Annotated in this window: 11 protein-coding genes and 1 pseudogene; 5 read left to right on the top strand and 7 right to left on the bottom strand. The window is 71.2% G+C overall.

The annotated features are described in order from the left end of the window. Positions 1 to 217: 217 nt before the first annotated feature. A complete protein-coding gene (locus tag ACMA1D_RS17105; protein ID WP_414724949.1) occupies positions 218 to 619 on the top strand; it encodes a RidA family protein in 402 nt (133 codons plus the stop codon). Positions 620 to 972: 353 nt separating this feature from the next. On the opposite strand, the pseudogene pqqE reads toward ACMA1D_RS17105, so the two are convergent. The 5 genes and pseudogenes from pqqE to pqqA form a co-directional block, all read right to left on the bottom strand. Next, positions 973 to 2,043: pseudogene (gene pqqE, locus ACMA1D_RS17100) on the bottom strand (pyrroloquinoline quinone biosynthesis protein PqqE); the annotation flags it as partial. After that, entirely contained in the window at positions 2,031 to 2,498 is a 468-nt protein-coding gene (gene pqqD, locus ACMA1D_RS17095; protein ID WP_414724842.1) for a pyrroloquinoline quinone biosynthesis peptide chaperone PqqD, read from the bottom strand. The gene pqqD and the pseudogene pqqE, both read right to left, overlap by 13 nt. 2 nt (positions 2,499 to 2,500) lie before the next feature. Next, the gene (gene pqqC / locus ACMA1D_RS17090) at positions 2,501 to 3,256 is read right to left on the bottom strand and encodes a pyrroloquinoline-quinone synthase PqqC (protein WP_414724948.1); all 756 of its coding nucleotides are present in this window, start codon (positions 3,254 to 3,256) and stop codon (positions 2,501 to 2,503) included. Between the two features lie 143 nt (positions 3,257 to 3,399). Beyond that, the gene (pqqB, locus tag ACMA1D_RS17085) at positions 3,400 to 4,383 is read right to left on the bottom strand and encodes a pyrroloquinoline quinone biosynthesis protein PqqB (protein ID WP_414724841.1); all 984 of its coding nucleotides are present in this window, start codon (positions 4,381 to 4,383) and stop codon (positions 3,400 to 3,402) included. 8 nt (positions 4,384 to 4,391) lie between these two features. Further along, entirely contained in the window at positions 4,392 to 4,547 is a 156-nt protein-coding gene (gene pqqA / locus ACMA1D_RS17080; RefSeq protein WP_414724840.1) for a pyrroloquinoline quinone precursor peptide PqqA, read from the bottom strand. A 570-nt stretch (positions 4,548 to 5,117) separates the two neighbouring features. Here pqqA and ACMA1D_RS17075 point away from each other — a divergent pair. Beyond that, complete coding sequence (locus ACMA1D_RS17075; RefSeq protein ID WP_414724839.1) at positions 5,118 to 6,311, top strand: PQQ-dependent sugar dehydrogenase; 1,194 nt, start codon at positions 5,118 to 5,120, stop codon at positions 6,309 to 6,311. A gap of 263 nt (positions 6,312 to 6,574) precedes the next feature. Here the strand turns inward: ACMA1D_RS17075 and ACMA1D_RS17070 are convergent, their stop codons facing one another. Next, positions 6,575 to 8,197 carry a M4 family metallopeptidase gene (locus ACMA1D_RS17070; protein WP_414724838.1) on the bottom strand — a complete coding sequence of 541 codons (1,623 nt, stop codon included), beginning with the start codon at positions 8,195 to 8,197 and terminating at the stop codon, positions 6,575 to 6,577. Positions 8,198 to 9,119: 922 nt separating this feature from the next. Between ACMA1D_RS17070 and ACMA1D_RS17065 the strand changes: the two genes are divergently transcribed. The 3 genes from ACMA1D_RS17065 to ACMA1D_RS17055 all read left to right on the top strand — a co-directional run bounded on the left by ACMA1D_RS17065 (position 9,120) and on the right by ACMA1D_RS17055 (position 11,136). Next, positions 9,120 to 9,671: a hypothetical protein gene (locus tag ACMA1D_RS17065; RefSeq protein WP_414724837.1), complete on the top strand. Its 552-nt coding sequence runs from the start codon at positions 9,120 to 9,122 to the stop codon at positions 9,669 to 9,671. Between the two features lie 9 nt (positions 9,672 to 9,680). After that, complete coding sequence (locus ACMA1D_RS17060; protein ID WP_414724836.1) at positions 9,681 to 10,013, top strand: hypothetical protein; 333 nt, start codon at positions 9,681 to 9,683, stop codon at positions 10,011 to 10,013. 424 nt (positions 10,014 to 10,437) lie between these two features. Continuing rightward, positions 10,438 to 11,136, top strand: a complete 699-nt coding sequence (locus tag ACMA1D_RS17055) for a GntR family transcriptional regulator (protein WP_414724835.1) — start codon at positions 10,438 to 10,440, stop codon at positions 11,134 to 11,136. A gap of 140 nt (positions 11,137 to 11,276) precedes the next feature. Here ACMA1D_RS17055 and ACMA1D_RS17050 read toward each other — a convergent pair whose 3' ends face one another. Beyond that, positions 11,277 to 12,452, bottom strand: a complete 1,176-nt coding sequence (locus ACMA1D_RS17050; protein WP_414724834.1) for a cytochrome P450 — start codon at positions 12,450 to 12,452, stop codon at positions 11,277 to 11,279. Positions 12,453 to 12,561 lie beyond the last annotated feature (109 nt).

The following is a 12,561-nucleotide window of genomic DNA, read 5'->3' as shown; positions in this document are numbered from 1 at the left end:
CACCGATAAGTGCGTTCTTCCCGTACGGCGGTGACTCTCCTACGGTTCCTGAGTATCCGCAAGAGAGCACGGGGCGCGCTCTCGACGGCGGAGCCAGGGGCCTGGCCCATCGCAGCCGCCGGTGCCGCCGGGCCTCTCGCGGGCCGTCGGCCACTTGGGCCGGACCCGTGCCGCAGCGCCCCACCGAAGATCATCACCGAGGGAGAACCACATGACCGTGTCCGCATCGGACGTCTTCCAGCACCAGGTCCCGGCCGAGGCCGACTTCGGCTACGCACAGGCCATCAGGTCCGGCGGGCTGATCCACGTCTCGGGCCAACTCGCCCTGGACGAGGCGGGCGAATTCCGCTGCCCCGACGACTTCACGGCCCAACTGCGCCTGACGTACGCCAACTTCGACCGGATCTTGGCCCACTACGGCGTCACCCGCAACCAGATCGTCTCGCAGACGCTGTACGTGGTGGACCTGCCCCGGCACGCACAGGCGACGGCGGACGGGAACCGGGGTTACTTCGGCGCGCACCGACCGGTCAGCACGGTCGTCGGCGTCGCCGCGCTCACCTTCCCCGGCCAGGTCATCGAGATCAGTTTCGTGGTCGACCCGTCGCTGCCCGCCTGAGGGCCCGGACGACGGCCCACGCGACGCCACCCGGGCCCGACCCGGGGCCGTCAGGGGTTCGCGTCGGTGGGTGGCTCGGCCGCCGGCCCGTGCGGCGCGCCGGGTTCGGCGGGGTGGGGAGCGGCTGGGCCTTGCGGGGCGGGCGAACTCTGGGAGGTCGGCGAACCCTGCGGGGTGGCCGGAGCTTGCCGGGTGGTCGGGCCCTGCGGGGTGGCCGATGCGGGTGGGCGGGTGCGGCCGGTGGTGGCCGGGGTGCGGTAGACGTACGGGGCCTGGCCCGGCTCGGGCGGGGTGGAGCCGGTGGGCGTCGGTGGGGATACGGTCAGCGGGAGCAGCGGGCGGGTTGCTGGTCCGGCCGCCGCTGGGGGTTCACTCGCAGCGTCGGCAGCCGCGCGCACCAGGGCGTGGTCGGGCGAGAGCGCACAGGCCGGGTCCGTCCGCGCGGCATCTCCGGTGAGCGCGTACGCCTGGCAGCGGCAGCCGCCGAAGTCGCTCTCCCGGTGCGCGCAGCTCCGGCAGGGTTCGGACATCCACTCCGTGCCGCGGTACCTGCGGAACGCCGGCGACGACTCCCAGATCCAGGCCAGCGACCGGTCCCGGACGTTGGGCGGGTCGAGCCCTGGCAGTACGGAGGCCGCCGGGCAGGGCAGCGCCGTGCCGTCCGGCGCGACCGTCAGCGAGACCGCGCCCCAACCGCCCATGCAGGGCTTGGCGACGCCGTCGAAGTAGTCCGGGACCACCCACACCAGCTCGATGGTGCCGGCGAGTTCGGCCCGCCGGCGTTCGATCGCGGCGCTGGCCCGCACCACCTGTTCCCGGGCGGGCAACAGCGCCGCCCGGTTGCGCAGGGCCCACCCGTAGAACTGGGTGTTGGCGAGCTCGATCCGCTCCGCGCCCCAGTCCACGGCGAGGTCCACGATCTCCTCCACCGCATCCAGGTTGTCCCGGTGCAGCACCACGTTGACCCCGAGTGGCAGCCCGGTCTTCCGCACCAGCTCGGCCGCGCGCTCCTTGGCCGTGAACGAGCGGTAGCCGGCGATCCGGTCCGAGCGTTCGGGGTCGACGTGCTGGACCGAGAGCTGCACGCTGCGCAACCCGGCGTCCACCAGGGTGCCGAGCCGGCCCTCGGTGAGCCCCACGCCGCTGGTGACGAGCTGGGTGTAGACACCGGCGTCGTCGGCGGCTGTGACGATCTCCACCAGATCGCTGCGCAGCAACGGCTCCCCACCGGACAGATGGGTGTGCACCACTCCGTAGTCACCGGCCTGCCGCATCACCCTGCGCCAGTCGTCCGTACTCAACTCGCGTGATCTGCGGGTCAGTTCGAGTGGGTTGGAGCAGTACGGGCAGTGCAGCGGGCAGCCGTGGGTGAGTTCGGCGAGCAGCGCCCAGGGGCGCGCGGGCGTCTCGCTCACCGCAGCCACCCCTCGTCCCGCAACCGGGCCAGGAAGCGCGGCACCTCATCCGCGACCGGCGCGCCGGGGTGGCGTCCCGCCAACTCCGCAACGAGCGTGGCGACATCGCGCCGCCCGTCGCACAGCCGTAGCACCTCGGCCGCGCTGCCCGCCAGCACCACCACCCGCTCGGGCAGCACCAACAGGTCCGCCTGGCGCACCCGGTCGCGGCGCAGCAGGACGGAAGCGGAGAGCGCGGGTCGCCAGGCTGTGTCGATCACCGGCCCGGCGGCGCGAGTGGCCGGTGCGGCGCCCTCCCCGCCGGGGCCCGGCCGCTCGGCCGTCGTCGGCTGCGCGGGGGTGGCCGTCACCGGGTGCGTAGGGCCGGCCGTCACCGGGTGTGCGGGGCCGGCCGTGGTCGGGTGGACCGGTCCGGCCGTCGCCGGCTGCACGGAAGCAGTCGTGGCCTGCCGGGGCGCGCTCACGGTCACCGCCCCGCCAGGTCGTCGCCCGCGGCGGGGTCGGCCGACGCGGCGTTCGCCACCGCGTCCAGCAGCGACCACAGCACGTCGCACTTGAAGGCGAGTGCGGCCACCGCCCGATCCTGTTCCCTGGGGTCATCGGCCCAGTCCAGGACGAGGGCCAGCGCCTCCCCGCCGTCCCGCCGCCCCTCCTGCTCCCGGCGGCGGAAGTAGGTGAGCCCGGCCGGGTCGATCCACCGGTAGTGGCGTTCGAAGGCGTCGATGCGGGTGACCATGATGTCCGGGGCCGACAGTTCGGTCAGCGAGGCGGCGACCGCCTCCAGCGGCGAACCGAGCCGGCAGAAGTTGACGTAACCCTCCACCGCGAGCCGGACGCCGGGCAACACGCCCTCGCCCGAGAGCAGCAACGCGCGGTCGAGCCCCACGGCCTCGCCGAGCCGCAGCCAGTTCTCGATACCGCCCTCGTTCTCGGCCCGGCCGTCGTGGTCCTGGATGCGGCGCAGCCAGGTCCGGCGCTGCTCGCGGGTGGCCAGCTTGGACAGCACCAGGGCGTCCTTGATCGGGATGTGGCGCTGGTAGTGGAAGCGGTTGAGGACCCAGGTGCGCAGCTCGTCGGGGGTGAGCTCGCCCTGGTGCATGCGCAGGTTGAAGGGGTGCCGGTCGTGGTAGCGGCCCCTGGCGACGGCCCGTAGCCGTGCTTCGAAGGCGGCCCTGGCCGCCGCTCCGCATCCGGCCGGGGGGCCGGCCGGATCTCCGGTCAGGCGTCCGGTCAGGCGTTCGGTCAGGTCTCCGTCAAGGCGCGCCGCCAGGTCGTCCGGCGCGCCGGTCTCCGTACCCACTCCCGATCCCCTTCCCTGCCCGTCGACGGGTTGCGGTCCGCTGCCGGTCCGCGGCGCGGCAGTGCTCACAGCTCGATCACCATCCCGTCGGCGGCTACCTCGATGCCCCACTCGGCCAGCCGGCGGTGTTCGGCCGCGGCCGGGTCCACGAGCGGGTTGGTGTTGTTCAGGTGGGTGTACAGACAGCGGGCGGGCAGCTCGGCCAGCCGTTCGGCGGTGCCGCCGGGGCCGACGACGGGCAGGTGGCCCATGCCGGTGGCGGTGCGCTGACCGATCCCGGTACGGCGCGGCTCCTCGTCGTCCCAGAACGTGCCGTCCACGATCACGCAGTCGGCGTCGGCCGCCGCGTCCGCGAGCTCTGCCGACCAGGTGGCGACCGCCGGCGCGTACAGCAGGGTGCCGCCCGAGGTCCGGTCGGTGATCCGCAGCGCGACGGACCAGTGGTCGTCGCCTGCCCGGCCGGTCCGCTCGGCCGCGTTCGGGGCCGTCTCGGCGTCCACGGCGGCGTAGCGCGGACGCTTGCCCGATACGGGGATGGCGCTGACCGCGATCGGGCAGCCCTCGACCGCGGTGGCGGTCGGTGTCGGCGCTCCGGCCGCCGGCGCGGCAGGCGTTGCGAGCGCCACCTGTTCCGTGGCCAGGGCGCGCCAGCGCAGGTCGGTGTAGGGCGCGAGGATCGCATCGAGCCGGAGCCGGGTCACCAGGGCGCCGCGCACGGCGTCGGTGGCCAGCACCTCGAAGCCGTCCGCCTCGCGCAGTCGGGCGATGCCCAGGGTGTGGTCGAGTTCGGCGTCGGTCAGCACGATTCCGGCCACCGGGGAGCGGCGGGTGCCGGGCGCGGGCAGCAGCGGTGGACAGTCCTCGATCTGGTCCCCGATGTCGGGTGTCGCGTTCACGATGTACCAACGGTCCTCCGCGGCCCGTACGGCCAGCGAGGCGTGACGGCGGCGCCGGACAGGGTGAGCGCGCGCCCCGGTGCAACTGGGGCACGCGCAGTTCCACTGTGGTATGCCGCCGCCCGCCGCGGTTCCCAGTACCCGCAGCAGCACGGCGCCGACTAACGGTTGTTCAGCGAGTACGCGGTGACTTCGAGCCCGGTCTCGACGACCGTGTAGTCAGGCGTCTGCCAGCCGGTCGCCCCTTCGCCCGCCGAAACCGCGGGGTCCACGGACCGCGCCTGCTGCTCGACCGCCTGCTGTACGGATTCAGACATGAGCCATACCTGCCCTTCTCAGCCTTCTGTGGCCTTGTTGGCTTGCTCGGCTTGCTCGGCCTTCGCTGCGTTGCTGGTTTCGCGTCCGCCGCACGGGCCCGCACCCCGGTCGCGTGCACCCGTCCGGGACGGGGCCGGACCGGACCGGACAACCGCAGCGTGTGAAGGAATCGGATGGTGCCTTCGTACGGTGTCGCACGGCCCGGTACGAGGTGCCGACCGGGTCGGTAACCCTGGTGACGCTTGCGCTCAACTACGCCTGGGGAGCACGGACTTCCTGCGGATGACCGTTGGGGCTCCCGTTGCAGAATCGCGATCCATGTGACGACAGTCAAGAGCTGTTGACGACTCCGGAAGCCTTCCTTACATTTCCCCGTACTGCCCTTCGCTGCGTCAGGCGGCCACCCACGGCAGCCGCCCCACCGCAGCCCCCACCCCCCACCACAGACCTGTCGTAGGACGGCCCCCGCACCGCCGAGGCGTCGCCTCCCGTCCTTCGCGCACCGCGTCACCGCAGCGCACCGCCCCCGCCACCGTGCACGAACTCCCACCCCCTAGGAGGAACGTTCCATGGCCAGGGCCCCCCGCACTTCCCGGCAGACCCGCCGGCGCACGATGCTCGCGCTGACCGCCACCACCGCGCTGACGGCGGGGCTGCTCACCGCCACCGCGGCGACCGGCACCGCGGCGAGCGCCACCCACCGCAGCACCGCAAGCCACAGCGCCACCGCACCATCCGGCCAACTTCCCGGCCAGAGTGGGCCGGCCGCCGCGCTGTCCGGCGGGCACCACGGCAACTCCGTCCCCTCCGCGGTCCGCAGCGTCTCCGACGGCTGGGCCCTCCCCTGGGGGCTGAGTTGGCTGCCGAACGGCTCCGCGCTGATCACCGAACGTGAGTCGTTCAAGGTCTTCCAGTTGACCAGGGCAGGCAAGCGCACCGAGGTCGGCACGGTCCCCAACGTGGTGACCACCAACGGCGAGGGCGGCCTGATGGGCGTGGCCGTCTCTCCCAACTGGCGGCGCGACCACCACATCTTCCTGATGCACTCGGCCGAGAACGAGAACCGCATCGTGCGGATGACGTACGACGGCACCACACTGAGCGACTACAAGGTGTTGGTATCCGGCATCAAGAAGCACCGCTTCCACAACGGCGGCAGGCTCCAGTTCGGCCCGGACGGCTTCCTGTACGCGACCACGGGTGACGCCTTCGACTCGGCGAACGCCCAGAACAAGGAGTCGCTGAACGGCAAGATCCTCCGGCTGACCCGGGACGGCAAGCCCGCCCCTGGCAACCCGTTCGGCACCCTCGTCTACTCCTACGGCCACCGCAACCCGCAGGGCCTGACGTGGGACAACAAGGGCCGGCTCTGGGAGGCGGAGTTCGGCAACAACGCCTTCGACGAGCTCAACCTGATCAAGCCGGGCCAGAACTACGGCTGGCCGGTGTGCGAGGGCGCGTGCACCACCCCGGGCATGACCAACCCCGAGCAGCAGTGGAAGACCAGCGACGCGTCGCCGAGCGGCCTCGCGTACGCGGACGGCGCCGTCTACCTGGGCGCCCAGCGCGGCCAGCGGCTCTACCGGGTGCCGCTGACCAGCACCGGGACCGGCACCCCCGAGTCGTACTACGCCGGCGAGTACGGGCGACTGCGCACCGTCGAGAAGGTGCCGGGCACCAACTCGCTGTGGCTGACCACCAGCAACGTCTTCGGTGCCGGCCAGCCCAGCATCGACAAGGTGCTCCAGGTCGACCTGCGGTGACCGGCGCCGGCCCACGGTCCGCGGGGGCGCGGGAGCCCGCGCCCCGGTGACCGGCCGGCGCACCCGCCGCCCCACGCACGAGGGCGGTGCCCGGGGTGGACCAACCCTGGGCACCGCCCGATGTGCGGTGTTCGTACGGTGTGCAGTTCGCGTATGGGCGGGTGCGGCGCGGCCGGTCCTGCGGTGCGTGCCGGGTGTCGGCCGGCCGGGCCGCTGGTGGCGGGCGCCGGAGCGGGTGGCCCCGCCCCGGGTAGCCCGCCGGGTCAGCCCTTGACGTTGACCCCGGCCCAGGCCGCGTCGACGGCCTTGACCTCGGTGCTGCCGGCGCCGTAGAGGTCGGTGGCGGCCTTCAGGGTGCCCTCACGCGCCTCGTGGTAGTCGGTGGTGGAAGTGAAGTACTTGGTCAGTGCGGAGTACCAGATCTTCAGGGCCTTGTCCCGGCCGATGCCGGTGACCGTGGACCCGTCCTTGGTGGGGCTGTCGTAGCTGACCCCGTCGATGACCTTCTTGCCGCTGCCCTCGGACAGCAGGAAGAAGAAGTGGTTGGCCACGCCGGAGGAGTAGTGGACGTCGAGGTTGCCCACCCCGGGCGACCAGTAGTCGGCCGACCGGCCGTCCCGGCTCGGCTTGTCCTGGTAACGCAGCGGCGTGCCGTTCCCGTTGACGTCGATCTTCTCGCCGATCAGGTAGTCGCCCCGGTCGTTGGCGTTGTTCGCGCTGTACTCGACGCCGGTACCGAATATGTCCGAGGTCGCCTCGTTGAGACCGCCGGACTCGCCGCTGTACTCCAGGCCGGCGGTGGCCGAGGTCACGCCGTGGCTGAACTCGTGGCCGGCCACGTCGAGCGAGGTCAGCGGCTTCTTGTTGCCCGCGCCGTCGCCGTAGGTGATGGCGAAGGCGTTGTCGTCCCAGAACGCGTTGACGTAGTTGCGGCCGTAGTGCACCCGGCTGTACGGGGCCTTGCCGTCGTTCTTGATGCCGTTGCGGCCGAAGGTCTTCAGGTAGAAGTCCCAGGTGGTGGCCGCGCCGAAGGCCGCGTCGACGGCCGCCGTCTGGTTGTTGGTCGGCAGCCCGTTGCCCCACTTGTCGTCGGCGTCGGTGAAGACCGTGCCCCTGCCGCTCTGGCCGCCCTTGAGGTCGTAGGTGGTGTGGCCGCCGCGACCGGTGTCGGTGAGCTGGTAGGTGCTGCCCTGCTTCTTCGACGCGATGGGCACCGTGCCGCTGTACTGGCTGGTCCCGGTGCCGTTGTGGATGGCCTGGTGGCGGTAGAGCTCCCGGCCGGTGTTGGCGTCCGTGACCACGTGCAGCCGGCTGGGCGTCCCGTCCTGCTGGACGCCGCCGATCACGGTCTCGTACGCGAGGACGGGCTTGCCGGACGCGGCCCAGATCACCTTGCGCGGCGCCTGGTCGGCGGCGGCGTCGTCGACGTCCGCGGTGGCGGCGCGCAGCGCGCTCGCCGCGGCGGCCTTCGGGGCCAGCTTCGGCTGGAGCGAGGGCACCGCGAGCCGGGCCTCCGTCGCCCGGGTCACGTCCCTGACGTCACCGTTCGCCGCACGGTGCACGACGAGGTCGCCGCCGAGCACCGGAAGGCCCGCGTAGGTGCGCTCGTAGCGGGTGTGCGTGGTGCCGTCGGCGTCCTTGATCGTGTCCTTGACGACGAGCTTCTCCTGGGCGTCGAGCCCGAGCGCGGTGGCGGTCGCCGCCGGGCCGTGCTCCGTCTGCTGGGCGCTGGCCGTGCCGGCCGTACCGGCGGTGAAGCCGGTGGCGAGCAGCGCGGCGGCGAGGGTGGCCGCCCCGCCCGACAGGGCCAGGGCACGCCGGCTTCTGCGTCCGGCGACCGCGGTGGCGGAGCGGGCTGCGCGGGGGGTGCGGGAGGTGCTGGACACGTGACACTCCTTTGTTGCGGGGGAGTTGGCCCGACAGACGCCGAGCCAACGAACAACGGTCAGGTCCTTGCTGAGCGCTGACCCTGCATCAATGAACGTGCACCTGTCACACACCAGATGTCGGCATATACGGGCTGATGAGCGACTGGCGATCCCCTTGTTCACACAACGACAAAGGGCCGTACACGAGAGGAATTCTGGGGACAACTTCGCGCAATGCTGCGTGCAAGCTCCCCACATGTGCGGGGGGGCGTTGGAGGGGGCCGTGCCCGAGGGGCTGTGTCCGAGGGGCCGTGTCCGAGGGGCCGTGTCCGAGGGAAGGCCGGCGACTTCGCGCTTCCGCGGCTCCATGTGTCGTATGCGCGGGAGCGGGGGCAAGGGGGCAGTCGGCCGGGACGGGAGCGGGTGATCACGCTCGGGCGATCCTGAGGTGGACTGAGACGAAAGACGACCTCGGCTGCGATGGACTCGGCCGCCCGCTCGGCATCGGCCTCTCAGGTGGCAACATCGACGTCTGCACCCGATTCAAGCAGGCGATGGGCCCGATCAACGTGCCCTGAACCGGGCCCGGTCGTCCGCGGACCGCGAGATCCGCACTTGCCTACGCAGACGCGGCATCCCCCACTCCATGCCCGAACGCGTCGACCAGATCACCGGCCGAACCAACCGTGACTTACACGGCGTCCGTCAGCCCGCCTTCGATCGGTCCACCTACCGGCGCCGCAAGGGAATTCGCGACTGCCCACAGCCTCATACCAAATCGCGCCAACTAAGGATGCACATTCGGCCGGAGTAAGGAATTCCGGTCGATCAATACGGAGCGCAGAGAATAAAAAGAACCGACCGAGCCCGAAAGCAAGCACGAGGAGAAACTTTGAGATCACCTCGCTTGAAGTTGATTGTTTTCGTTAGCGTAATGAGCATGTCGGCACTGGTGTCGCCCGCTGTGGCCCAGACGCCTGCTGTTGAGATAGCAGTATCCGCCGATGATGAGGGTACTGATCCCCCCGTCCTGTCCGGCGACGAAACCCCCGAGGAGCTCGGGCTGACCGGGGAAGAGCCGCTCCTGCCGCCCGCGCCGGCTGACACAGAACCGTCAGAGACACTCGCCGCATTAGCCGTCAACTGCAAGGACAAGAGCCAGGCGACCATCGCGAAAACCTATTATCGCGGCCCCGGCAAGGTCTATCTGCGTTGCGGAAATAAGGACTGGGGGTATCGACACCTGGTCGCCAGGGGGCGGTGGAGCGCCACCTTTGACAAAAAAATCAGCCGTACAATCTGGAGCGGCATCATCACGAGAGATATGCCTGGTGAACGCATCTACGAAGACGTTCGGATACAGTGCCCGCCCACTGCATTCAAAGTGGTAACTAACCCCAGGTACTACGGAAAGAACCCCAAAATCGATCCGCAAGGCATCATTACGGCCTACAAGCCGAATAAGTTGGCAGAAGAAGAGACGCTCTGCTAAGAGTCACGCATGCCAACCGACGACGAGCATCGAGTGCGCAACCTTCTCTTGCCCCACTTGATGGGGCAACTGGACGACTCTTCCGCGACGCTTGACGTACAGGAGATCGAGGTTGTTTCGCGAGGTCGCAGCTTCGATGTGGTGCTGGAACTGCTGGCGTTTGGCGAGCGGTGGAGGGTGCGTCTCCCCCGAGACAACTCCGACAGCATCCTCTTCGACGGCGCCCCGGCCCCGCATGTGGTGAGATCAGTCGCCAACATGATCCGTATCCACCTCTTTGAGTGGTGGCACACCAAGGATTGTGAACGCCGATCCGCCGCCATGGGAGAGCGCCTTTCGTGACGGTTCGGCACCTGGCATGCCTACAGGCCATCTCGGGTGCCGAACCCCGTCACAGCCTGCTCAGACAACAGCGCACACGGGACCACCGACGTCGGCCTCGGCGCCCCCGCTGCCCATGCACGACTGGAGCCAGAGGTTCCGTTCACGTACGACGGTCTGAGCCAGCTCCACCCCTGGCGATCGGCCACCTACGTGCGTGACCTGTTCGCGCAGAGCAGCGTGTTGGTTCCCGGCCGCGGCCTTTCCTGCGACGCCACCCAGGCCCAGGCCGGGAGCCAGGTAGGCCCAGGACAACAGGCCGGAGCCCGACACGAGCGCGGGAGCCGCAGCGCAAGAGCGGGCGCCGGGAGCAGGGCGGGAGTCGGAGGCAAGAAGGAAGGCAACAAATAATCGATTATGCCCCAGATCGTCTATGGTGTGGCGCATGACGCAGAGAGCCGACCACGCCGCCGTGCCGGGGAAGCAGATGCTCTCCGAGCAGGTCTACCTACGACTGCGGGACGCGATCATGCGCGGCGACTTCGCCCCGGGCGACGCCCTCAAGCCGCAGGAGCTCGCCAAGGCGCAGGGGGTGAGCCTGGCCGTGGTGCGCGAGGCGCTGGTGCGGGTGGTGGGGGAAGGGCTCGCCGATCGGCTGCCGAACCGCGGCTTCGCCGTGCCCGCCCACTCCGACCGCCGCTGGCAGGAGATCGCGGAGGCCCGCCGGGCCGTCGAGCCGGTGGTGCTGCGGCTGTCGATCGAGCGCGGGGACCTGGACTGGGAGGCCCGGGTGCGGGCCGCCCACCACCGGCTGGCGCGCACCCCGCCGTACCTGCCCGACGAGGGCACGCACTACAGCAGCGCCTGGGCCGAGGCGCACCGGGTCTTCCACCGCACACTGCTGGATGGCTGCGGCAATCCGGTCCTGCTGGAGACCTTCGATCGGATGTGGACCGCGAGCGAACTCGCCCGGCGCTGGTCGGCCCGGCGCGCCCCGGACCGGGACGGCGTCGCGGAGCACCGCCGCTTGGAGGCGGCGGCGTTGGCCCGCGACGCCGACACCGCCGCCGACGTACTGGCCCGCCACCTCACCCTGACCGCCGCCGCGCTGGCCGAGCCCACGCCGGCCGACCCCGAGCGGTAGCGCTCCAGGGCGGGCCGGCGCGGGGCCCGGTGGGCCAGCGGGCGCGACCCGGCACAGCGGCCGGGCGTGTCCCCGCCGGGCGCGGGGAGCAGCGCGCCCGCGTCGCCGAGCGGCCACGTGGGCGGGGCCGTCCCCGCGACTCAGCGTGCGTAGCGCAGTGGCAGTCCCGACAGGCCGCGGAGGGAGTCCGACGGGTGCCAGCGGAGCTCGTCCGCCGGCACCGGCAGCTCCAGCGTGCCGAACCGGGAGACGACCTCGGTCAAGGCCACCTTGATCTCCTGGCGGGCCAGCCGCTGCCCGAGGCAGAAGTGCGGGCCGTGGCCGAAGGCGAGGTGCGTCGGGGTGGCCCGGTCGATGTCGAAGGTGTTCGGGTCGGCCCGTACCGCCGGGTCCCGGTTGGCGGCGGCCAGCAGGAAGCGCACCAGGTCGCCGCGGCGGATGCGGACCCCGCCGACGTCGATGTCGCTGGTGGCCACCCGGTTGGTGGTGGCGAGCAGCGAGCCGCGGTAGCGCAACCCCTCCTCGGCCGCGTCGGCCATCCGCGCGGGGTCGGCCCGCAGCGCGGCGAGTTGGTCGCCGTGCACGATCAGCTCGACCAGGGTGCTGGAGATGGCGTACGCGGTGGTGACGTGGCCGGCGAAGAGCAGGACCGAGCAGAAGCCGACCAGTTCGAGGTCGGTGAGCGCGGTGCCGTCGTCGAACCTGGCCATCACCAACTCGCTCAGCAGGTCCTCGGTCGGTTCCCGCCGCTTGGCCTCGACCAGGCTGCCGCAGTAGGCGAGGAAGGCGGTCAGCGCAGCCTTGCGGACGGCGGGGACGGGCGAGTCAACGTTCTCCACCCGGGTCTGGAACACCGGCCGGTCGGTGACCGGGACGCCCAGCAACTCGCAGATCACCTCCAGCGGGAAGGGGTTGGCGAACGCCTCGATGAAGTCGACCGTGCCACGGTCCCCCAGTTGGTCCAGGAGCCGCCCCGCGATGTCGACCATGCGGGTCTCCAGGCCGCGCACGGCACGGGAGTTGAAGGCGGCGCCGACCAGCTTGCGGTAGCGGGCGTGGTCCGGGTCGTCCTGCTCGAAGAGTACGGTGGCGCCGTCCGGGGACTGGGCCGCGTGGGCGGCGTGCGGATGCAGTTCGTTCGAGACGCGGGAGTCGGCGAGCAACTGCCGGGTGAGGGCGGCGCTCAGCACGGTCCACGCCTCGATCCCGCCCGTCTGGCGGGTGCGGATGACGGGGTACTTGCGGGCCAGTCGCCCGAGTTCGCTCTCCGCGTCGGGGCCGGCCGAGAGCTGGAAGAGGTCGAGTACGGGGATCACGTCGCCCTTTCTGAGGTCGGTGCGGTACCGGCGGGAGGTGGCTAGCGGTCGCCGGACGGCAGGGTGCCGAACAGCGGCGGCAGCTCCATCAGCCACAGGTGGCGGCTGG

Origin of the sequence: Streptomyces sp. 796.1, from assembly GCF_047525675.1 — a bacterium.
GTDB lineage: Bacteria > Actinomycetota > Actinomycetes > Streptomycetales > Streptomycetaceae > Streptomyces.
This window is presented reverse-complemented; position numbering and strand designations above follow the sequence as displayed.

What these genes read in the sequence shown, in the direction of transcription:
- ACMA1D_RS17075 (WP_414724839.1), top strand. Translation starts at nt 5,118, where the DNA reads ATGGCCAGGGCCCCCCGCACTTCCCGGCAGACCCGCCGGCGCACGATG.
- ACMA1D_RS17060 (WP_414724836.1), top strand. Translation starts at nt 9,681, where the DNA reads ATGCCAACCGACGACGAGCATCGAGTGCGCAACCTTCTCTTGCCCCAC.
- ACMA1D_RS17065 (WP_414724837.1), top strand. Translation starts at nt 9,120, where the DNA reads ATGTCGGCACTGGTGTCGCCCGCTGTGGCCCAGACGCCTGCTGTTGAG.
- ACMA1D_RS17055 (WP_414724835.1), top strand. Translation starts at nt 10,438, where the DNA reads ATGACGCAGAGAGCCGACCACGCCGCCGTGCCGGGGAAGCAGATGCTC.
- pqqA (WP_414724840.1), bottom strand. Translation starts at nt 4,547, where the DNA reads ATGTCTGAATCCGTACAGCAGGCGGTCGAGCAGCAGGCGCGGTCCGTG.